At 42.3% G+C, this 23,215-nt stretch carries 20 protein-coding genes; 14 read left to right on the forward strand and 6 right to left on the reverse strand.

The window, feature by feature from the left end; translation table 11 throughout:
* Positions 1-123 precede the first annotated feature (123 nt).
* Positions 124-1,791 carry an aminotransferase class I/II-fold pyridoxal phosphate-dependent enzyme gene (locus tag A6J60_RS12375; RefSeq protein WP_096066243.1) on the reverse strand — a complete coding sequence of 556 codons (1,668 nt, stop codon included), beginning with the start codon at positions 1,789-1,791 and terminating at the stop codon, positions 124-126.
* Between the two features lie 468 nt (positions 1,792-2,259).
* Between A6J60_RS12375 and msrB the strand changes: the two genes are divergently transcribed.
* From msrB to A6J60_RS12445, 14 genes are all read left to right on the forward strand, one after another.
* Positions 2,260-2,679 (forward strand): peptide-methionine (R)-S-oxide reductase MsrB, encoded by a 420-nt coding sequence (msrB, locus tag A6J60_RS12380; protein ID WP_096066244.1) that lies wholly within the window; start codon positions 2,260-2,262, stop codon positions 2,677-2,679.
* A 227-nt stretch (positions 2,680-2,906) separates the two neighbouring features.
* A complete protein-coding gene (locus A6J60_RS12385) occupies positions 2,907-3,503 on the forward strand; it encodes a 6-pyruvoyl trahydropterin synthase family protein (RefSeq protein WP_096066245.1) in 597 nt (198 codons plus the stop codon).
* Between the two features lie 115 nt (positions 3,504-3,618).
* Positions 3,619-4,143, forward strand: coding sequence for a tRNA (adenosine(37)-N6)-threonylcarbamoyltransferase complex ATPase subunit type 1 TsaE (gene tsaE, locus A6J60_RS12390; RefSeq protein ID WP_096066246.1), 525 nt, complete (start codon positions 3,619-3,621; stop codon positions 4,141-4,143).
* Positions 4,144-4,251: 108 nt separating this feature from the next.
* Complete coding sequence (gene mutL / locus A6J60_RS12395; protein WP_096066247.1) at positions 4,252-6,567, forward strand: DNA mismatch repair endonuclease MutL; 2,316 nt, start codon at positions 4,252-4,254, stop codon at positions 6,565-6,567.
* A 225-nt stretch (positions 6,568-6,792) separates the two neighbouring features.
* Positions 6,793-7,821 (forward strand): tRNA (adenosine(37)-N6)-dimethylallyltransferase MiaA, encoded by a 1,029-nt coding sequence (gene miaA, locus A6J60_RS12400; RefSeq protein ID WP_227526204.1) that lies wholly within the window; start codon positions 6,793-6,795, stop codon positions 7,819-7,821.
* Between the two features lie 201 nt (positions 7,822-8,022).
* Positions 8,023-8,628 carry an RNA chaperone Hfq gene (gene hfq / locus A6J60_RS12405; protein WP_096066249.1) on the forward strand — a complete coding sequence of 202 codons (606 nt, stop codon included), beginning with the start codon at positions 8,023-8,025 and terminating at the stop codon, positions 8,626-8,628.
* Between the two features lie 323 nt (positions 8,629-8,951).
* Positions 8,952-9,950 (forward strand): KpsF/GutQ family sugar-phosphate isomerase, encoded by a 999-nt coding sequence (locus A6J60_RS12410; protein ID WP_096066250.1) that lies wholly within the window; start codon positions 8,952-8,954, stop codon positions 9,948-9,950.
* Positions 9,951-10,112: 162 nt separating this feature from the next.
* Positions 10,113-10,640, forward strand: a complete 528-nt coding sequence (locus tag A6J60_RS12415; protein WP_096066251.1) for a KdsC family phosphatase — start codon at positions 10,113-10,115, stop codon at positions 10,638-10,640.
* 36 nt (positions 10,641-10,676) lie between these two features.
* Positions 10,677-11,273, forward strand: a complete 597-nt coding sequence (gene lptC, locus A6J60_RS12420) for an LPS export ABC transporter periplasmic protein LptC (RefSeq protein ID WP_096066252.1) — start codon at positions 10,677-10,679, stop codon at positions 11,271-11,273.
* Positions 11,274-11,681: 408 nt separating this feature from the next.
* The gene (gene lptA, locus A6J60_RS12425) at positions 11,682-12,194 is read left to right on the forward strand and encodes a lipopolysaccharide transport periplasmic protein LptA (RefSeq protein ID WP_096066583.1); all 513 of its coding nucleotides are present in this window, start codon (positions 11,682-11,684) and stop codon (positions 12,192-12,194) included.
* Between the two features lie 180 nt (positions 12,195-12,374).
* Positions 12,375-13,091 (forward strand): LPS export ABC transporter ATP-binding protein, encoded by a 717-nt coding sequence (gene lptB / locus A6J60_RS12430; protein ID WP_096066584.1) that lies wholly within the window; start codon positions 12,375-12,377, stop codon positions 13,089-13,091.
* A gap of 250 nt (positions 13,092-13,341) precedes the next feature.
* A complete protein-coding gene (radA, locus tag A6J60_RS12435) occupies positions 13,342-14,787 on the forward strand; it encodes a DNA repair protein RadA (RefSeq protein ID WP_096066253.1) in 1,446 nt (481 codons plus the stop codon).
* A 105-nt stretch (positions 14,788-14,892) separates the two neighbouring features.
* On the forward strand, positions 14,893-15,378 hold the full coding sequence (locus A6J60_RS12440) for a hypothetical protein (protein ID WP_096066254.1): 486 nt from the start codon (positions 14,893-14,895) through the stop codon (positions 15,376-15,378).
* Between the two features lie 130 nt (positions 15,379-15,508).
* Positions 15,509-15,961 (forward strand): DUF4279 domain-containing protein, encoded by a 453-nt coding sequence (locus A6J60_RS12445; RefSeq protein ID WP_096066255.1) that lies wholly within the window; start codon positions 15,509-15,511, stop codon positions 15,959-15,961.
* Between the two features lie 308 nt (positions 15,962-16,269).
* On the opposite strand, the gene thiD is transcribed toward A6J60_RS12445, so the two are convergent.
* The 5 genes from thiD to carB all read right to left on the reverse strand — a co-directional run bounded on the left by thiD (position 16,270) and on the right by carB (position 23,119).
* Complete coding sequence (gene thiD / locus A6J60_RS12450; protein WP_096066256.1) at positions 16,270-17,055, reverse strand: bifunctional hydroxymethylpyrimidine kinase/phosphomethylpyrimidine kinase; 786 nt, start codon at positions 17,053-17,055, stop codon at positions 16,270-16,272.
* A 35-nt stretch (positions 17,056-17,090) separates the two neighbouring features.
* Positions 17,091-17,738 (reverse strand): thiamine phosphate synthase, encoded by a 648-nt coding sequence (gene thiE, locus A6J60_RS12455; protein WP_096066257.1) that lies wholly within the window; start codon positions 17,736-17,738, stop codon positions 17,091-17,093.
* Positions 17,739-17,983: 245 nt separating this feature from the next.
* Complete coding sequence (locus A6J60_RS12460) at positions 17,984-18,580, reverse strand: septal ring lytic transglycosylase RlpA family protein (protein WP_096066258.1); 597 nt, start codon at positions 18,578-18,580, stop codon at positions 17,984-17,986.
* Positions 18,581-19,092: 512 nt separating this feature from the next.
* Positions 19,093-19,569, reverse strand: coding sequence for a transcription elongation factor GreA (greA, locus tag A6J60_RS12465; protein ID WP_096066259.1), 477 nt, complete (start codon positions 19,567-19,569; stop codon positions 19,093-19,095).
* A 280-nt stretch (positions 19,570-19,849) separates the two neighbouring features.
* Positions 19,850-23,119, reverse strand: coding sequence for a carbamoyl-phosphate synthase large subunit (carB, locus tag A6J60_RS12470; protein WP_096066260.1), 3,270 nt, complete (start codon positions 23,117-23,119; stop codon positions 19,850-19,852).
* Positions 23,120-23,215: the final 96 nt, after the last annotated feature.

Below are 23,215 nucleotides of genomic sequence, written 5' to 3' on the forward strand. Positions count from 1 at the left end.
TTAATAAAACAGTCGCAAATAAAAAAGGTGCTCAATTAAATTGGGCACCTTTTTTTATCGAGATTTTATAAATAGTACTAAATTTTATAGATAGCTGTTTTGAATATAACAGGGCAACAGATTTTATGAGACCAGAAGTTCAGTGCCGTATTGCTTACGCTTATTGGCAAAGAAGCGATCCAGTCTGTCCATGGCATCTTCTAAGTCCAGTAAGTTAGGCAAGAATACCACACGGAAGTGATCAGGCTTATCCCAGTTAAAGCCTGTGCCTTGAACCATCAACACTTTTTCCTCAATCAGTAAATCCATCATGAACTGCATGTCATCTTGAATCGGATAAACCTCAAGGTCTATCTTAGGGAAGCAATAGAACGCACCTTGCGGCAGAGTACAAGAAATACCTGGAATCGCATTTAGACGCTCAACCGCCAGCATGCGCTGCTTGTACAGACGCCCTGATTCAACGGTCAAATCTTGCATACTTTGATAACCGCCCATCGCAGTCTGGATGGCATGTTGGGCTGGCACGTTGGCGCACAAGCGCATAGATGCCAACATATCCAAGCCTTCGATAAAGTCGCTGGCATGCTCTTTGTAACCAGATAACATTAACCAACCAGCACGGAAACCAGCAATGCGGTGTGATTTAGATAAGCCGTTATAAGTCAGTATTAACACATCTTGTGCCAGAGTACACATTGGAGTATGTACCGCGTCATCATATAAAATGCGGTCATAAATCTCATCGGCCATAATCACTAGATTATATTCACGTGCCAACTCTATGATTTGCAGCAGCAACTCGTCTGAGTATAGGGCGCCGGTTGGGTTATTGGGGTTAATGACTACAATACCACGGGTTTTGTCCGTAATTTTGGCACGAATATCTTCGATGTCAGGCTGCCAATTGTCATCTTCATTACAGCGATAGTGTACCGCTGTACCGCCAGCAAGGTTGGCTGCAGCTGTCCATAGCGGATAATCTGGCATTGGAATTAATACTTCATCTCCGTCGTTCATCAAGGCTTGCATGGTCATGACGATCAGCTCAGACACACCATTACCCAAATACACATCACGCACATCTACTGCCGATAACAGCCCTTTAGATTGATAATACTGAAGGATTGCTTTGCGTGCTGAAAAAATACCTTGTGAATCAGAATAGCCGGTCGCATTGTGAAGATTTAGCGCGACATCTTGCAGAATCTCGTGCGGTGCATCTAAATTGAACGGGGCAGGGTTACCGACGTTTAATTTTAAAATACGTTGACCTTGCGATTCCATCTGGTTGGCAGTTCTTAACAGCGCGCCACGGATGTCATAGCAGACGTTTTGAAGTTTGGTTGATTTTCTTAAAGGTTTTTTATTGGGAGTAGCTGGAGAGTTTGTCATAATGCTATTGCTCGCACTGTGAGTGGGTGTGGTTGTTTCAGATGTTGATTTGGTTTGAGTATTTGATGCTTTCTCAGAGATGGCGTCTTGGGCTACATTACCTTTAGAAGCCTCTTGGTTTTTTCCTGAGCCTGTGGATGAGTTAGTCTGTGTCGAAGATTCTGACTCGCCACGTAACAAGTAGCCCTCAGAGCAACCCAAGATGGTAGCCAAAGTAGGCAGTTTTGAAGAGACAATACCATTGATGCCTCGCTCCCAATTTGAAATGGCACCACGGCTCACTTTAGAGCCAGCTTCTGTCATGGCGCTGGCCAACTGCTCGGCGGTCAGTCCTTTTGCCTTACGCAATTTGCTCAGGCGCTCACCTTGGGTTTTATAATCGGATGGTTCGCTCATAAGGGCACTCAATTATCAGACTAAATTGGATTGTTAGTAAAGTTGTCAATTAATAAGTTAGTAAAATAGAAGGGTCAATAATCAAGCTGCAAACAGAAAGTTACTATAAAAAGTTACTATAAATTAAAAAATGCAAGTTTGTTGCTTGTGGCATATTTAATCTCAACCTTAATGCAAGATATTATTGCATTATCAAATTATTTTCAAGGATTAATTATGCAAGTTATTCTTGCATTTGTTGTTATTGATTTATCCAACGTTAGACCACATAGTGTTATCCATCTACAGCAATAACAATAAGCATAAGCAGAACAATAATAACACCAATAAGTTATTAGTATTGAAAGCGATTAGTTGCTACTATTAGATGAATCGTTATTCAACTTAACCGTTATCTAAATTCAAATATTTAAATATAAATATCTAAATTGAAATAAAAGTGCCAACAAATAGGAAGTAGGGGAAGTCATGCAAGATTCACAATTAACCGCTCAACAAATTGCACAACTTACTGAAGCTGATTGGCGTCAGCGCTTAACCGATGAAGAATATAGAGTGCTGCGTGAAAAAGGAACAGAGCGTCCGTTCACCGGTATTCATAATGATATGAGCGAAGAAGGTGTTTATCGCTGTAAAGGCTGTGGTGCCAAGCTGTTTGATTCTAATAATAAATTCGATGCAGGTTGTGGTTGGCCAAGTTTCGATGCCACTATCGATGAGTCGGCAGTAGAGGAGCATTTAGATACCTCTCATGGCATGCGACGCATTGAAGTGACTTGCCGAAACTGCGGAGGACATCTGGGGCATGTATTCCCAGATGGCCCTAAAGAAACGACCGGCATGCGCTATTGTATTAACTCAGTGGCCATCGACCTTGATGAAAAGTAGCTTTTTATAACCAAGAGGTAGGTTATAACCAACAAGTTGATCACGATAATAAGCAGGTCATAAAAGAATTTATAGGTCATAAAAAGCCATAGGTAATTCATTAATAACAAATAATAGCCTAAGCAAATAAAAATGCGTAAGAATGGGTAACACTTAGTGGTGTTATCCATTTTGTTTTTTGGCTATAGTGCTACACTATATATAACTTTAGTTTTGTGAGAGTCCACATGCGAATACGTAAGCTTTTTAAATTTGAAAACGCCCACATTGTGCGTAATTGTAGCTCTGATAGATGTAAGCGCTCGATTCATGGTCACAGTTATCAAATTGAACTGATATTGCAAGCCGATCGCCTAGACCATGGGCAGATGGTGTATGACTTTGGCTTATTAAAGTCATCAATTAAAGACATTATTGACAGTTTTGATCATGCCATTTGTTTTTGGAACAAAGACGATCCTGAATACATAAAAATGTGTAAAACCTTTAGTGCGCGCTGGATTAGCTTACCAGTTTCACCTTCTGCCGAGCAATTTTCACGGGTGATTTTCTTTTGGGCACAACAAATTTTGAACCAAACCAAGATGGTTAATGGTGAAGCGGATGTCAGTGTATATTCAGTAATCGCTCATGAAACAGCGACCGGTTATGCACAGTGCTTTGCAGAAGATGTGGCCAATGAGCAGATGGGTAAATTATCACTTGAAGACTTTGAATTTAGTGATCAAATTAAGCAAGAGTGGCACGACCCTTCAATGTATGACAAATTGATCGCTGGCGAGTGCTTCGTTAATCCACAAGTGCAAATGCAGGTTGAGCCTTAGGTTAATAGGTTAAACTAAGTATAGTTACACATTAATTCAGCTTGATAGATAATAAGCTGTTATAGCTACTACAACTATTTAAATCCAAAATTTAATAAAATAAACGAGTGTTGATATGACCCGTCCTGATAAGTCATCAAAGTCCGAACAACAAGTGCTGCTAACCTCTGAGGCTGACACCCAAGCTTTGGCTGAGCAATTGGCCGCTGCCAATATCCATGGCAGTGTTTGGCTATCCGGTGACTTAGGGGCCGGTAAAACCACGCTAACCCGCTACTGGCTCAGAGCACTGGGTCATCAAGGCTCAGTAAAGAGCCCGACTTATACCTTGGTTGAGCCCTATCAGCTACAGCATTCCGCACAAGGTCATGTGGAACAAGGTATGGTTAAGCGGGTGTATCACGCTGACTTATATCGCCTTCAAGATCCAGAAGAGCTGTCGTTTATCGGCTTTGAAGAATATCTAGATGATGAGCAAGCGCTTGTGATTATTGAGTGGGCGAGCCGCGCCGATGGTTATTTACCACAGCCGATGATGACTATTAATATCACGGTTGAGCAAGTAGATGGTCAGCCGGTTAGACGGGTAGTCATCGATTGTGATGACAACACGCACTTTGAATTAAAGCCATTGCATTAAGACGTTTCGATTTTAGCGTTTTATCTAAAGTCGCGACATCGGTCATAGCTGATATATTTAAAACTTGCTAATACCAGTCAACATAATCTTTTAATCCATAAGTAGATAATGAGCGCCAGCATCAATCAAAACAGTAACTCCTCACAAAAACGTATCAAAAAGCTGCCTCCGTTATTGGTTAATCAGCTGGCTGCCGGGGAAGTTGTCACTCGCCCAGCCTCAGTGGTGAAAGAGCTGATTGAAAACGCACTTGATGCTGGCGCGCGACATATCGATGTCCGAATCACTCAAGGCGGGATGGGCAGCATTGAGGTTAGAGATGACGGTGAGGGCATACATCCTGATGACATGGTAATGGCTGTTACTCGCTTTGCGACCAGTAAAATTGCGGATGTGGCACACCTTCAAGGCATTGCTACGCTAGGCTTTAGAGGTGAGGCATTGGCAGCGACGGCAGCGGTGTCTCGCTTAACATTAACGAGCTGTGCCGATCAAAGCGGTATTGGCCGAGAGCTCAATGTGGCGGGTATTTTAGAAGATACCCCAGAGTTGGTGCCTGTGGTTCATCCCCAAGGCACGACTGTGATTGTCAGGGATTTATACTTTAACGTGCCGGCTAGGCGTGGCAATTTAAAATCAATCTCGACCGAGTATGCGCACATCGAAATGGTGGTCAAGCAGCTGGCGTTAGTCGCAAGTAATGTCAGCTTTAGTCTTTGGCATAATGACAAGCGCCGATTTCATCTAGAAGCGATTGATATTGATTATCAAGACATGAGCGTCAATCCTTTAGCTGGTCAAGTGTCTGGGCAAAATACAACAGACCATCACTCAACGGTTAGCAATAATAACCATTATCACGATAGCAACAATAATAGATTGTGTCACCCTGATGTCATAACAGACACTAATAATGATAGTAGTTCTAGTGATGATAACAGTGCCGATAAACATTCAGATGGCTATTCAGTAGGGCATAAAGACAGTCCAAATAAAGACATTTTAAGTACCTCGAACACTCATCAATCCGCTTTAATGCAGGCCGTTTTGGCTCGGTTAATGGCGGTGCTACCAGCAACCCATGATCAGGCAGAAGTGCTACATTCAGACAACCTTGAACCTATTGCGTTGAATTTAGAAGGGCTGCTTAAGCAACAAGCAACGTGGCCACAGCCGAATAATGACAGCAGCAGTATTGGTAGTAGGGACAATGTCAATAATACGAATAGTACGAGAAATGATGGCTTTATTGGAATAACTGGCCTGTTAATTCCTAGCGCAAAGTCTTTGACCAATGCCGCTTACAAGCTGATTTATATTAATGGACGCTTGGTAAAAGATAGGCGTATTGCACAGTGTTTGCGTGAATGTACGAACAGTGTCGAAGGATTGCAAAGCCTAGGGTATGTGCTGTTTTTTAACGTACCCACAGCTTGGCTAAATATTAATGTGCACCCGTCAAAGCAGTGTGTAAAGGTGCAAAATTTAGCCAATATTGTGGCGCACTTGCAGGTAGGGGTGTCTGCTGGTTTGCAACGTTGGAAAAATCGCCAACATGAGCTTGCCCAGCAACAACTGCGAAAACAACAAGAACAAATAAACCAACACTCAAATCTGTCTGATAACACTCATTTAGATGATGCGCAGCATGCACAACCATATTCACAACCTCAGCAAACGCCTAATAAGCTCAGCGCGGTAACACAGTCTAATCGAGACTATCGCCGCAATTATCAAACAGATATTGAATACAGTCGTTCAAATGCTTCTGCAATGGTTGGCTCCGTTACTGGTAGTTTTGATAGTTCTAAAGATATTGATACCTTCAAGAGTGTTGATGCGTTGTCCGTATCTGAGCCGCTGCAGTCTTATCAGGCTCATAATAATAACCCTCAGTTATCTGCGCATGCTTTACATCAACAGACTCAAAATAAGCAGTCTTTAGATGAGCAAACACTAGCCGCAGAAGTTCAATGTTTATTTGTCGGGCCTTTAGATTCAAATTTAGAGATGACTGATTGTGCTGATGACTCATCAAAAGATGTAATAACAGAGCCTTATGTTTTGCTGCTGATTAAAGAGGTGTTATATGTCTATTCAGAGCAGGGAGTGTTATCTGCGTTAGATAACTCACAGTTGCTGGGTAGCCTTAATACGAAGCATTTTAATTTGTCCAACACCGATTTGAGTGAATCTGACTTGAACCAAACTGATCTGAGTAGTACTGAGCATACAAGTGCTGCGATACAGTCTTATGCTCATTATCATCAAGCAGATACCAGTGCTAAGCAGCAATTAATTAATAAGTGGTTGCAACAGATAATAACCACAAATCAGACCAAAGACAGTCAGCTCAACCAGCTTACTAATAACGCCCTAGGCAAACTATCGTTAGCGCAATTGATGAGCCAGATGCTGTCTTAAATTTAAAACTAAAAATCCGTCTGCCACTTTATTCATTCGCAATATTGATTATTTATTCATAACATCTAATTGTAATGAGGCAATCCAAAGCGCAGCAGACGTAAAAGAGTATACAACATGAGCAATGAGTCACAGATAGAGTCAAATAATTACCACACATCCAGTGGCAGTGCTAGTGCTACTATTAATACTACTGAGCTGCCCGATAACGCCGTGGTGTGCTTAATGGCACCAACTGCCAGTGGCAAGACAGCCTTGGCTTATCAATTATATGACTCGGGTCGCTTCGAGATTGTATCCGTAGATTCTGCTTTGATTTATCGAGATATGACTATTGGTACAGCCAAGCCAACGCCACAAGAGCTGGCACGCTATCCACATCATCTGGTTGATATCATTGATCCAACCGAAAGCTACAGTGTGGCCAATTTCGTTGCTGATGTGGAAGCTTTGGTTGAGCAAATTCATGCGCGTGGCAAAATCCCATTATTAGTGGGTGGCACTATGATGTATTACATGGCTTTATTTACTGGGATGTCTCCGGTGCCCGATACCGATCAACAGATACGTGATGAAGTCGAAGCTTGGCGCCAAGCAGAGGGTATTGAGGCGTTACATGAGTACTTAAAGCAGTTTGATCCTGTGATTGCAGAACGTTTGAACGCCACTGATACACAAAGAGTGACACGTGCAGTTGAAGTGTATAAACAAACCGGTAAGCCACTTAGCGAATGGCAAAAACTGCCAAAACAAGCGCTTGCGGATAACACTGAGCAGTATTGGCTAGGGCTTGCAGTGATGCCAGATAGACCTTGGTTGCATGAGCGTATTGCCTTGCGTTTGCAAATGATGTGGGATGACGGATTGGTTGAGGAAGTACTGCAACTGGTCAATGACTATCAACTGTCGCCAGATACACCCGCTATGCGCTGCGTTGGCTATAGACAGGTAGTGGACTATCTGTTAGCAGTCGACCATCTGCAACTAAAAAAAGGTATACTAAGTGTTAACCCTGAGGTTTCTAACGGCGGGTTAAGTACTGATATAGACAGTGACGCTGCTTGTCAAGATATGAAAAATAAGGCACTATATGCGACAAGACAGTTGGCAAAACGCCAGTACACGTGGCTTAGGAACCTAGTTGCGACTCATGGGCCAGATGAAAGCAACCAGGCTGCCAATAATAAAGTGGTTTGTTCTTTTTCAAGCATGGATGAAGTTAAACAGTATCTTTTCGCTTCAGCTAACCAATAATTACCGCTACTTTTGGGTTAATAATCAGGTTTAGGGGTATTTGATACAAATCTTCACCTGTGTTTTGTAACAAAACTATAATTATAACTACCAATAACAAACCCTATATTATTAAATATAATTTAACATTGTTTAGGGGTGTAATTTTTCATAACTTATTTGTCATCCACTTATAATAAATTAGAATTAAGGAGACAGCTCATGTCAAAAGGACAAACATTACAAGATCCGTTTTTAAACGCTTTGCGTAAAGATCGCATTCCTGTATCTATCTTTTTAGTTAACGGTATTAAGCTGCAAGGTCAAATTGAGTCTTTCGACCAATATGTGGTTTTATTAAAAAACACTGTCAGCCAAATGGTATATAAGCACGCCATTTCAACGGTAGTTCCTGCACGTAACCCCCGTAGTAGTTCAAGCCCATCGACCACAACCAGTGCACCACAACCAGCAGGCTACCAAGGTGGCTTTGGTGCTGCATCTGCTGCTCCTGGTGGGTTTGAGCGTGGCACGCCTGGATTTGAAGCAGGTGGTTTTGCTAATAAACGCGGCGGCTTTAGTCGCGGTGGTTTTGCAGACAGAGGCGGCTTTAATCAAGAGCGCTCAGGCTTTATACAAGAGCGCGGATTCGGTGTTGAGCGCGGCTTTGAAGACGATCGAGGCTTTGGCGCAGACCGTGGTTTTGCGGCTAACCGTTCGCAGCGTCGTTTTGATGAGCGTAGTTTTGAAAAGCGTGGCTTCACATCAGCGCCATCTGCACCGTCTGACGATGACAACTTAAGCAATAAGTTTTCAGACGATGATTAGACTGTTTAAGTAAGGTGTTACTCATTAATACTAGTTAATGAATACTAGCGCTTATTATCAAAAACCTGTCCATGTGGGCAGGTTTTTTTATTGTCGTTTTTGCTATTACAGGTAAATATATTGGTAATGGGCAAATTTATGAGGAACAGTCAGGTATATGGCGAGTACATGTCAAGCACATGACAAGAACATAAATAGGAACCTAGAGTCACTAAGGTTAGGATTTGCTTTAAATATTTACACCGACTTACATAGCGACACTGCTCGTTTATTGGCTGAATATGCTAAACTAAAAGCCATAATTTTTTGATAAAAGTACCGTTATGAATGTAAATACACCACATCCGACTGCTCAGCAATATATCGATTATGCCACCAATGCCATACGCACGGAGCAGGCGGCGCTTGATTTATTGATAGATCAACTCGATGAGCGCTTCGTACAAGCCTGTGAGCTGATTTTAAACTGTAAAGGCCGTGTTGTGGTGACCGGTATGGGTAAATCTGGTCATATAGGCCGAAAAATTGCAGCCACTTTTGCCTCAACTGGTTCACCGGCATTCTTTATGCATCCTGGTGAAGCCGGACATGGTGACTTGGGTATGCTTGTGGCAGGCGATGTGCTACTGGCTATCTCAAACTCAGGCGAGTCAGATGAAATTAAAACCTTATTGCCAGTAGTGAAGCAGCTATCTATTCCTCTGATAAGTATCAGTCGTGATAAGCGCGGTATGCTGCCACAATCTGCAGATGTTGCTTTAACGCTAGGTGCCTCAGAAGAAGCCTGTCCGCTGGGACTGGCACCAACCTCGAGCACCACAGCGACTTTAGCCTTAGGCGATGCCATTGCTGTGGCATTAGTCCATGCGCGTCATTTTACGTCTGAAGACTTTGCCATGTCTCATCCTGCTGGTGCACTTGGGCGTAAGCTATTGATGCGCGTCAGTGATCTGATGCATCAAGCTGACCCTAGCTTGTCATTACCGATTGTCAGTGCTGATACCAGCTTGCACCAAGCTTTATTTGTGATGACCAATGGCCGCTTAGGCATGGCAGTTGTGGTAGATGATGAGCAGCGTGTTGTCGGCATCTTTACCGATGGTGACTTGCGACGTGCGTTAGAAAAGCACATTGATTTAGACACCGCTATGGCAGATATTATGACTGCTAATCCAAAGCAGGTCTCTAAAGAGATGCGTGCCTCTGATGCGTTAAGCTTGATGAATGAAAAAGCGATTAGTCAGTTACTTATTGTCGATGATAAGCAGCGTCTAGAAGGGGTGATTACCATCCATGATTTATTACAGGCTGGGGTTAGCTAAAGTCTCATTGATTCACTATAATAAGCCATGTTTTAATGCTACCTAAAGCTCTATTTACTAGACCGTCAATTATCAGACAACTATCTAACTAATAATCGAACTAATAAACAGTCCAAATCTAAAACAGTTCAAAACTATAAAAAAACAATAAAGAAGATAACTATGCAAGATTTAATAAAAGCGGCCGCAAATGTAAGATTATTGGTACTTGATGTCGATGGTATTTTGTCCAATGGCTATATTATTTATGATGCCAATGGTACAGAGATTAAATGCTTCAATGTTAAAGATGGTATGGGCGTTAAATCACTGAAATTTGCCGGTGTAAAAACAGCGATTATCACGGGTCGCTCTAGTGAAATGGTTAATATCCGAGCGCAGGAGATGGGCATCGACTATGTGGTACAAGGACGCGATGATAAATTGACGGCGTTAAAGCAACTGCTACTCGATTTACCTTATGAGCTAGAGCAATGTGCTTATATGGGCGATGATTTGCCAGATCTTAAAGCCTTGCAATCGGTAGGGTTGTCAGTGACTGTGCCTAATGCGCACCAAGAGGTATTAAGTCGAGTGATGATGGTGACAACTAAAGCCGGTGGAGAAGGCGCTGTGCGTGAGGTTTGTGACTTGATTCTCAAAGGGCATGGCAAATATGATGAGTATTTAAGTCAGTATGTGATAGATTAGAATCTGCCTAACGTTATTGCATCTTAAAGAGGTTAAATGAACACTCGATTTTTATTTATCTTATCCTTGATTGTCTCTGTTTTTGCCGTGTGGTTTTATCGTCACCAGGGTGAGCTCGATTCTATTTTAAACTTCTCGACCACTAACATTGAGTACGAAGCAACCGATATTCTAGCCGTGCAAACCGATGAAGATGGGGTAGCAGAGTATTCGCTGACTGCCGATAATCTGACGCATTATGCGGATGAGAACTTAGATAAATTGCAAAAAATGCGCTTAAATTGGCGACCTAGCGCTACGCGTAGTGTGATGGTCGATGCCGATGAAGCAGCGATGTATCATGAAGAGTCGAAAGTGGTCATGACCAATAACGTCTTGTTCTCTAGCCGTGTTAATCCGTCAGATGCCGATGGTTCAGCGACTAAGCCGCCAATGAAATTAGTGGCGTCTGAGTTAATTGGTGATTTGCAGCAAAAACGTATTTATAGTAACAAGCCTATTGAAGTGACTCAGGCAGACAACAGCTTTGAGTCAGATAGCTTTGTGGCAGACTTGGCAACTGGAGAATATGACTTTGCACAAGTGGCGGTGACTTTTATGCCGCCACCGCGTAAAGAAGTGCCTTTATTCTAGTCGCTTTATTCAAATATCAGTTTGATTTAATATTATTTCGTTCTAGTGCACTTTTGGCCTTGTAGCTTGTAGTATTTTGTTCAAATTGCATTTTGCTCAAGTCGTATTTTGGTTTAGTACAAAATATTTGGTTGTAGCAATATGCTTGCAACTAAAGGGCTTTAATAAACTTAGTGTCCACTATCATAAGCTTGTATAATACTGCCTACTTAAGCCGCTTTAAAAACATTCTAATTGTTAACGTCTCAATATGCAGAGGCTGACTAAAAATAAACACTGAATAATTGGCCACAACGCCGACATCGATAAAACCGACAACTGAAAGAATACATTTAGGAAAAAACTGTGAATCAACGCTCAAATATCTTAGCGCAAACCGATGCAACCCCTTACTCAAAACGATTGGGTATGATAGCTGTGGTCGCAGCAACTGCTATCGCTTCAATGGCGTCTATGCATCAAGCAATAGCCTTGCCATCTGATGCCCAACAGCCCATACGTCTATTGGCCGATAGAGCAACCTATAGTGAGCGCACGGGTGTTACCTCTTACTCGGGTAACGTGACGATTACTCAGGGTACGCTTAAATTGGCAGCTGATAACATCACAGTAAATCTATCAAATGGGCGTAGTATTCAGTCGGCAGTGGCAACCGGTCGACCAGCTACTATGCAACAAGTCGTGACCAAAGAAAAAGGTCTGGCTAAAGGTCAAGCCAATAAGATCGATTACAATGCACAAAGTGGTATTGTCACTTTAACCGGCAATGCAAAACTGACCCAAAATGGGGCCAGCTTTTCAGGTAACGTAATTCGCTACAGCCTAAAAGTGGGTGATGTTGAAGCGACAGCAGGCGGTAGTCAACGTGTTGAACTTATTTTCCCGCCGAGTCAATCCAATAGCCGTACAGGAATCAGATAGGTTATGAACAATCCACAACATGACAGTTCAGACAAGGTCGAAGCCAACAGCAGTCCGCTGACTGATTCTCAGCAATCCTCTTCAGAGCTTAGTGGCTTAGATAGCAGTTTAGTTGCTGAAAAGCTTGCTCAGCAGTTACCGCAAGACAATGATGCCAATGTGTCTGCAAATGCGTTAACCATGCGTAATCTAGGTAAACGCTATGGCAAGCGCTGGGTCGTTAAAGACGTGTCATTTAGCGTTGAGCCGGGTCAAGTTGTGGGCTTGCTTGGACCGAACGGTGCTGGTAAAACCACTAGCTTTTATATGGTGGTTGGCCTAGTGACGATGGATAAAGGCGTGGTACGCCTAGGTGGCCAAGATCTATCTAAATATGCAATGCATGAAAGAGCGCGCGCAGGTATTGGTTATCTGCCACAAGAGGCGTCCATCTTCCGTAAGTTATCGGTGGAAGATAATATTATGGCGATTCTACAAACGCGCAAGGATCTTGATACTGCGGCACAGAAGCAACAGCTAGAAAGCTTGATTTCAGACTTTAGCTTAGGTCATGTCAGACACTCATTGGGTATGAGTGTTTCAGGTGGTGAGCGTCGTCGCTGCGAGATTGCTAGAGCATTGGCAGCAGATCCTAAGTTTATTTTGCTTGATGAGCCATTTGCTGGTGTCGACCCAATTTCAGTAAGTGACATTAAAGAAGTTATTATTAAGCTTAGAGACAGAGGCATTGGGGTGTTAATCACCGACCATAACGTTCGTGAGACGTTGGCCATTTGTGATCATGCTTATATTGTTAGTGAGGGCGCCATCATTGCACACGGTACGTCACGTGAGATCTTAAGCAATGAGTTGGTACAAGAGGTTTATCTAGGTAAAGACTTCCAGCCTTTATGCTAAAAGCTCATGCTAAAAGCTAGGCCGTTTAAAAAGTGATTTAATCAAATAAATATAAATATAAATAGCTGGCTGCGATATGCCGGCTATTTTTTTGAACATTATTACTTAAAAATAGTACTTAAAAATATAATAGACGATCGGTTGCAATCATTTGGCTCAGTCTGTATTTAGACTGCCAAGACAGCATATAAATCTACATATAAACGATAATAAGATAATAAGTTAAGAGAAAAATAAAAGGACAAGGGTTATGGCTAAAGTAAAAACCAGTTTTGTGTGTCAAAACTGCGGGGCACACTATGGTAAATGGTCAGGACAATGTTCAGACTGTGGCGAGTGGAATACACTGGTTGAAGCCCCAAATATCAGCCTGCCACATCATAAAGCCTCTAATAAAGCGCCCACGCCTGCTTCCCATGCCGGAGCTCAGCGCACAGTGAGTGCCGGCGAACGGGTCAACTATTCAGGCTCTCAAAGCGGTGTAGTAACGCTAGGCTCAGTGAACGTCACCTTTGATACACGGCTGCCAACTGGTATTAGTGAGTTTGATCGAGTCTTAGGCGGGGGACTGGTTGCCGGCTCGGTGGTATTGATCGGCGGTGACCCAGGTATCGGTAAGTCAACCATCTTATTACAGACAGCTGCCAATATGGCGCATCCGGAATCGTTGTCAGGCAGTGCCTTATATGTGACAGGTGAGGAGTCGTTATCACAAGTGGCGATGCGTGCACAGCGTTTGGGCTTATCAAGCGATTATCTAAAGGTTATGACAGAGACCAATGTTGAGACCATCTGTAGTGCCTTGACCCAAGAGCAACCAGCAGTCGCTATCATTGACTCGATTCAGACCATCTATACCGATGCGATTAACTCAGCTCCAGGCGGCGTCAGTCAAATTCGTGAGTCAGCTGCGATGCTAACCCGTTATGCTAAGCAGACCGGTACCGCACTATTTTTAGTGGGCCATGTCACCAAAGAGGGAACGCTGGCAGGTCCAAGAGTACTGGAGCACATGGTAGATACGGTGTTGTACTTTGAGGGGCAATCAGACTCAAGATTCAGAATGATACGTGCGGTCAAAAACAGATTTGGCGCGGTCAATGAGCTGGGTATCTTTGGTATGACAGATACTGGGTTAAAAGAAGTGGCGAACCCCTCAGCGATATTTTTAAGTCGTTATGATAAGCCGATTTCAGGCTCTGTGGTCATGGTCAGTCGAGAAGGAACACGACCGCTACTGGTAGAAGTACAGGCCTTGGTTGATGATTCTTCAGGACAGCCCAGACGTATGGCGATTGGCTTAGACCCTCAGCGCTTAGCAATGCTACTGGCTGTTATGCACCGTCACGGTGGTATTCATACCAGCGGACAGGATGTCTATGTCAACGTGGTCGGCGGGGTTAAGGTACTTGAGACAGGTTCAGACTTGGCGGTGTTATTGGCCTGCGCCTCTAGCATTAAAGAAAAGCCATTGCCGTCATCCTTAGCGGTGTTTGGGGAGGTTGGGTTATCTGGCGAGATTCGTCCTGTTCCCAATGGCCAAGAGCGTCTAAAAGAAGCAATGAAGCATGGTTTTACCCATGCCATTGTGCCCAAGGCCAATGCGCCCAAAAGCCAGATGGCACAGTTTGCTGGTATCAATGTGATTACTGCTGATCGACTCGATGATGCGATTGAGCGTGCGTTTGAAATTTAGTCGACGTTATTTCTAAGTTTGGTAACTGTTTAGTATAGACAAGTGGCTTAATTATTCTACGATGATGTTGTGTTAAGAATGGGGTATTTATAGCAGAGGTATACAATGCAACAAGATAAACTATATGGGTACTATAATATTGATTTTGAAAAAGAGATGAATATTAATGACTTTGAAAAGTTGCTGATAAAAAAATTTCCGACATGTAATATTCATATCGAAAGTGAGGATGAAACCATAGAGCACTGCTTTAATAATGATAATGACAAGTTTGAGATATGGATGACGGTTGGGTATTTAAAAACAGATGGCATATATGATTTTGAAGATGTAAAAATTAGAGTAATGTTAGATATTATGACTGATTTTGAAGTTAGGCCTATAGAAGTAATCATTGCATTAAAGGAGGTTTCAAGAAAATTTAATACAAAAATTTACATCCCTATGCAGGATGTAGATAAGGGAGCCTCCTTCACCTATAGCGATTATACCTTTTGGTGCATTGATAATGATAAAAGAAAAATTGTCTTTGATTCTGAAGAATTTGATATGAATCCCAAAAATCTATATTGTGATTATATGCCTTTTTAATGAACAGGAAAAAATAGTAAAACTTTTTACTGAGAAATATAGCTTTCAGTCAGACTGCTTTATATGAAACCGATACGGTTTATAACTCTGAAGTACAAGACTTTAGTACCTATCATATTGGTGACTATTTATGACTGATATAATTAAATCTAGATTTACTCCTCGGGATGTTAACTATCCTTCCTGCGCTGACGTATATGCAGAGTTTTTTGTATATTCTAGGTTTGAAGATGCAGAAAAGCTGTTTCAAGGGAATGTTATTAAACCTGACTTTCAGCAAGTAGTTGGAGATACTTTTACGAATAAGTTAGATAGAGTAAGGATTGCAAAGCTTGATCTATGGGGTATCTCAACAGACAAAAAAGTAGTATCTAAAGACGCTAGAGATCATTTAGACTATTTATTATCTAAGCTAATAATCGAAAAGAAGGCGATATTAAGCTTGCAAAAAAATTATAAAATGGGAGTAAAATGTGTCTGGTTTGCAAGTTCTACTGGAGGTCCTGCTGTTTGGCCAGAACAAATGAGTATACTAAGCGAGCTAAATCTTGAGCTTGCATTTAGCGTTTATTGTTTGGATTAAGTTATTAAACCTATTTATATATATGGCTTTATAAATATTAATCATTGAAATCTGTAAAAAGCTACGATGCTATTGATCGTGCGTTTGAGATTTAGTTGATGAACCATTGCTTGAAGCACTTTGACCCCTGCTTAGTATAGACTAGTGGCTCAATTATTCTACAATGATGTTGTGTTAAGAAAGGGGTATTTACATATTCAAGTCACTTTATTTTAGTTTGATAAGATCAAAAAAAGCCTTGTAAATGTACAAGGCTTTTTTATTAGCTAACAGCAGTTAGATGATTAATCTTAGAATGAATCGCAAAATTAATAGTACTTATAAAAATGATGTACAGGACCTTGGCCCTTACCAACATTTAAAGTATCTGCTTTGCTTAATGCGCCAGTTAAATATGCTTTCGCTTTTTCACAAGCCACATCTAAGCTATCGCCTTGACCCCAGAAGGTTGCAATGGCTGCTGATAAAGTACAGCCCGTGCCATGACTGTTTTTGGTAGGGATGCGCTTACCTTCAAACCAGTGATAAGCATCACCGACACGTAATAAGTCAGGCGACTCATCAAGGCCAAGATGACCGCCTTTTAATAAAGCGGCGACACCTAAATGCTTGGCTTGGCTGACCATTTGCTCGCGGCTTGTTGCTTCAGCGACACCCAATAAATCAGCTGCTTCAGGTAAGTTTGGTGTAATTAAGCCCACTTGCGGGATTAACACATCACGTAAGGCAGCAATCGCATCTTTGTCTAATAATCTATCGCCACTTTTGGCTACCATCACGGGGTCTAATACCACTTTACTAGGCTTGTATTTGGCCAGCGCTTCAGCGACACAGGTGATGATGTCTGCCGTGCCTAACATACCGATTTTGATTGCATCCACTTTGACGTCAGTAAAGACAGAATCGATTTGGGCACGAATCAAATCAAGAGGCATGGTCTCGATTTTCTGAACCCCTTGCGTATTTTGAGCGACAACTGCAGTGATGACACTCATGGCATAGCTGCCATTAGCACTAATGGCTTTGATATCTGCTTGAATGCCAGCGCCGCCAGTACAGTCGGTGCCTGCGATGGTTAAGGTATTGGTAATCATGTTTAATCCTTATAATTTCTGTCTAGATCTCACGTCTAGTTCGATTGTTGCTCAAGCAATGCTTGGGCAGCAAATTTAGGGTCTTCTGCAGCACAAATAGCGGAGACCACGGCTATACCAGAACAACCCGTACGATAGACATCACGGGCGTTGGCTAATTGTATGCCGCCAATAGCAACTGTGGGTAGTTGACTGGTAGTAACCAGCGTCTTAAGCCCTTCAGGCGCTAGTGGCTGAGCATGATTTGGTTTGGTCTGTGTTGAGTAGACAGGACCGATACCAAAATAGTCTAAATAGGGGAGGTGATAAGTTTGAGCGTGTTGCAGCTGATGCATGTTATTGATGGTTAATCCTAAAATGGCATCGTTACCTAAGATGTCACGCGCTTGTTCAACCTCGATGTCAGTTTGCCCAATATGGGCGCCATCCAGCTGCGCTCTTTTGGCAATCAGCACTCTATCATTGATAACCAGAGGAACCCGTCCGGCAACCGCTTCTTTGAGTTCACAAGCAATCTGATATAAGCGTTCGTCATCAGAGGTTTTGTCACGCAGTTGTACAAAACTCACGCCGCCCTCAATAGCGGCACACACGGTTTCTATCAGTCCACGCTTAGCACACATATTGGCGTCTGTGACCAAATACAGGCTTAAATCAGGAATTGAGCGCGATGTTGATGGCATATTGCCTCCAATTAAGGGCAAAATTATTTATTAGTGTTTAAATGTTTCTTTAATTCAATAGGATAACATCAAATTGATGTATTTATAATGCATGATAGCTTACATTTATTTATTTACAAGTCTTGAGTTTTAAAATAGTTAAAAATTTTGATAAGTTTTTATTAAGCATAAAAAAAGACCTGCTAAGCAGATCTTTTTTTAGATAATTTAAAGAATCCTATTCTTTAAAGTGTGCTGGTCACCAATTAAGGCGCGCTCACTCTCTCAATAGTGACGTTAGCGATACCACGGCTAACTAAGCCGATTTTCTTCGCTGCGCCATATGATAAGTCTAGTACACGATTACCATGGAATGGACCACGATCATTAACCTTAACTATCACACTTTGACCATTTGACGTGTTTGTTACTTTCAATAAGGTGTTGAACGGCAATGAAGGGTGTGCCGCCGTTAATGAATGCATATTGAAGCGCTCACCACTGGCTGTCTTTCTACCATGGAACTTACCACCGTACCATGAGGCACGACCGCTTTGCTTAAATTTGTTCACCGCATTAGATGCCACTAAGGTTAGGTGTGACAACACATCTTCATCATTTTGATTAACACCAGATGCTTTGCTGTTGATAAGCGAGCTGTTGGTCGCTAAAGATGACGGCTCAAAAGAGGTCTGTAGTAGAGAAGTTGGGTGGTTTTGTTTACGTGCTAACTCATTGAGTACACTGTCGATATCGCTTGGGGCTTTAACGCTTATAGTTTGCTTAGAATCCGTAGCGTGAGCTAAAGTAGATGCTCCAACCATGCATGCTAGCGCACATAACGCTGATGAGAATGTCTTCATAATTGCCTCGTAAGCATTTATCTAATGTAATAGAACTCAAAAGATTATGCATTTACTATTAAAATATATCTTAAATCAAAACTTAATAGGATGAACTGAAAATATCAGTACATTAAGTCGATTTATATAAAGGGGGATGATTAATCGCTGACTAATAACAAGCGCTTTAATCAATTCTGTTTAGTACCATGACTGTTAAAAATCATGTTGCTAAAGATACACAACAAGTGTCACAAATAGATTTGTCTGTGTTGTGGTTTTGTAACTTAACATTAATCGCAGGTATTTAGCAAGTGACCGACGCGTTTAATTCTAAATTATTTCCGAATTTTGCAAATAATAGCACAAATTGGCATAGGTCAAACTAATACTTAAGGCGTAGGCTGCACACATAAAACGTTAAATTAAAGTTAATTTAGTGGCAGCCTACAGCCGAGGACCTAATAAAAGCTACTCAATATAAGCCACTTAATATTAAGCTAATTGCTTGATATTAAATTATTGAGAGTAGATTAGTCATAGACGACTTCAACAATTTCAAACTCTACAACGCCACTTGGGGTCTGAATACGGGCTTCGTCGCCTTCTTCTTTACCAATTAGGCCACGAGCGATAGGCGAGTTGACAGAGATTTTGTTGTTTTTAAAGTCTGCTTCGTCGTCACCAACGATTTGATAGCGTTTCTCTTCTTCTGTCTCTAAGTTCTCGATAACAACAGTAACGCCAAACACCACACGACCTTCGCGAGGCAGTGTTGTTGGGTCAATCACCTGGGCACCAGAAAGTTTGGCTTCGATATCACGAATACGTGCTTCACAAAAACCTTGTTGTTCACGGGCAGCATGATATTCTGCATTTTCTTTTAAGTCGCCGTGTTCACGGGCTTCAGCAATCGCCGCAGTGATACGTGGACGATCAACAGTCTTTAACTCTTTTAACTCAGCTTCAAGTGCTGCATGCCCTTGTGGCGTCATAGGATAACGTTGCATATCATCTTCCTTATATAGATAAAACGAATAAACCAATAAATGACCAATCAATAAGCTAATAAATCAGCTAAGTGAATAAATAAAAAAACACCACAGCGCCTATTATTATAGGCACTGTGCGTCTCATACATTAATAGTGTGCTTAAACGATCTGTTAGAAATGGCTCGAGTACAGCCAATAATCGCTGACGCCGCTCCTAACAAAAATTGCTAACCGAAATTGTCGATTAGCAATTAAAAAACGATTAAGATTTGAGCAAATAAATTATTTAATTAGCCGTTATTTAGCAGTAGCGGCTTGCTCGTGCAAGGTTTGCAACTTGTATACATCAAATGGCAAATCAATGGCGTAAGACTTACATACTGCATCAGCTGCGCCTAAGGTTGTCACGTAGAACACCTTGCTTTGTAGAGCGTTGCGGCGGATAGAGAATGAGTCCTCTTGCGCTTGTTTGCCTTCAGTAGTATTTATAATAAGGTCAATCTCACCATTTTTCAAGGCATCAACCACGTGTGGACGGCCTTCAGTTACCTTATTGACGCGCTGACACTCGATACCTTGCTCATTTAAGAAGGCTTGTGTGCCTGATGTAGCAATCAATTTGAAGCCATAATCGATAAGCTGCTTAGCGATAGGGGCAAGGCTTGGCTTATCACTGTCACGTACTGAAATAAAGACAGTTTTGACCTCATCACCTTTAGGTAATCCTGGTAGACGCTCATTGGTACCGATAATACCTTTATAGAAGGCTTCACCAAAGGTTTTGCCAACACCCATAACTTCACCGGTTGATTTCATCTCTGGGCTTAAGATTGGATCAACACCTGGGAACTTAGCAAATGGGAATACTGACTCTTTCACCGCAAAGAATGCAGGCTTAATTTCTTGAGTAAACTGCTGCTCTTCTAGTGATTTACCAGCCATGCTGCGTGCTGCAACCTGTGCTAAAGAAGTACCAATACACTTAGAAACAAAAGGTACGGTACGTGCTGCACGAGGGTTCACTTCAAGAATGTAAACCGTGCCGTCTTTTACCGCAAACTGTACGTTCATCAGACCAACAACGCCAAGCTCTTTGGCCATCGCAATAGTTTGCTCACGCATCTCATCGCAAATCTCTTCAGATAGCGAGTAAGGAGGCAATGAACAGGCTGAGTCACCTGAGTGAACACCGGCTTGCTCAATGTGCTGCATGATACCGCCGATTACCACTTGCTTGCCATCACTCACACAGTCGACATCCACTTCGATGGCGTCATCTAAGAAGCGGTCAAGCAATACAGGTGCTTCGTTAGAGGCCTGTACCGCAGTGCGTAAGTAGTGCTTCAGCTCGTCTTCGTTATAAACGATTTCCATCGCACGGCCACCTAGAACGTATGATGGGCGTACAACCAGTGGGTAACCTACATCTTGGGCTTTGACCAGACCATCTTCCATGCTGGTTGCTAAAGCGTTAGGCGGCTGAATCAGGTTTAACTGCTGAATCATGTGCTGGAAGCGTTCACGGTCTTCAGCGCGGTCGATAGCGTCTGGAGAAGTACCAATAATGTTAACGCCAGCCGCTTCTAAGCTACGCGCAAGTTTCAATGGTGTTTGACCACCAAACTGTACGATAACGCCGTCTGGCTTCTCAATGCGCACAATCTCAAGCACGTCTTCTAAGGTAATAGACTCGAAGTATAGACGGTCTGAGGTGTCATAATCGGTAGAAACGGTTTCAGGGTTACAGTTAACCATGATGGTCTCATAGCCGTCTTCACGCATTGCAAGTGCCGCGTGTACACAGCAGTAATCGAACTCAATACCTTGACCGATACGGTTTGGACCGCCGCCGATAACCATGATTTTCTTGTTATCAGTTGGGTTGGCTTCACACTCTTCGTCATAAGTTGAGTACATATAAGCAGTTGAGGTCGAAAACTCTGCGGCACAGGTGTCAACACGCTTATACACAGGGTACACTTCTAGGTCCCAGCGTTTTTTGCGTAATTGCTTTTGCGATACGCCAAGTAGCTTAGCCAAACGTAAGTCTGATAAGCCTTTACGTTTGAACTTGCGTAAGTTTATCGCATTGATACCACCAAAGCCTAACTGTTTCACTTGTTCTTCAGTTTTAACGATATCTTCAATCTGAACTAAGAACCAAGGATCGATATTGGTTAGGTTAAACACCTCATCGACACTCATACCAAAGCGGAATGCATCGGCAAGATAGAATATACGCTCAGGTGTTGGTACGGTTAGACGCTGTTTAAGCTCTGATTTTACTTTATCAGCACTTAGCTTGCCTTCTTTAAGCGCAGCAAAATCAATTTGCTCATCAAAGCCGTCAGCACCAGTCTCAAGGCCACGTAATGCTTTATGCATAGACTCTTGGAAGTTACGGCCGATAGCCATTACTTCACCAACAGACTTCATCTGAGTTGATAAGATGTTTTCTGCTTGCGGGAATTTTTCAAAGTTAAAGCGTGGAATCTTAGTAACGACGTAATCGATTGATGGCTCAAAGCTGGCTGGTGTTTTACCGCCAGTGATGTCGTTTTGAAGCTCATCTAGAGTATAACCGACTGCTAGTTTTGCAGCGATTTTAGCAATAGGGAAGCCGGTTGCTTTTGAGGCTAATGCAGATGAGCGTGACACACGTGGGTTCATCTCGATCACAACCATACGGCCTGTTTTTGGATTGACACCAAACTGTACGTTTGAACCGCCAGTTTCAACACCAATCTCACGCAATACAGCCAATGAGGCGTTACGCATGATTTGGTATTCTTTATCGGTAAGCGTCTGAGCAGGGGCAACAGTGATTGAGTCACCGGTATGTACACCCATAGGGTCTACGTTTTCGATGGCACAAATAATGATACAGTTGTCATTTTTGTCGCGTACCACTTCCATCTCGTATTCTTTCCAGCCGATTAATGACTCATCAATCAATAACTGGTTGGTAGGCGATAAATCAAAACCACGCTCACAAATTTCGATAAACTCGTCACGGTTATAAGCGATACCGCCGCCAGAACCACCCATGGTAAATGACGGACGAATGATACAAGGGAAACCAAGTTTGCTTTGAATATCAAACGCTTCTTCCATGCTTTCCGCGATTTCAGCGCGTGGACACTCAAGACCAATACGCTTCATCGCTTGGTCAAATAGGTCACGGTCTTCTGCCATTTCGATGGCATCTTTGGTAGCACCGATCAACTCAACGTTATATTTTTCTAATACACCGTTTCTATCTAAATCTAATGCACAGTTTAGTGCCGTTTGACCGCCCATGGTTGGCAAGATAGCGTCTGGACGTTCTTTGTCGATGATTTGCTCAACCGTTTGCCAAGTGATTGGCTCAATATAGGTTGCATCTGCCATGACAGGGTCAGTCATGATAGTGGCAGGGTTTGAGTTGACTAGAATAACGCGGTAGCCTTCTTCACGAAGCGCTTTACAAGCCTGCGCACCTGAGTAATCAAACTCACATGCTTGACCGATAACGATAGGGCCGGCGCCGATGATTAGGATGCTTTTAATGTCGGTACGTTTTGGCATAAGTCTCTCTTTTATTTCTTCAAATGTGTATTAGTAAGTAATATCAACTCGCTCTTTTAAAGCTTAAATATTGAAAAAAGTTAAAATGGCATGAGC

Source organism: Psychrobacter sp. FDAARGOS_221, from assembly GCF_002313155.2.
Lineage (GTDB): Bacteria > Pseudomonadota > Gammaproteobacteria > Pseudomonadales > Moraxellaceae > Psychrobacter.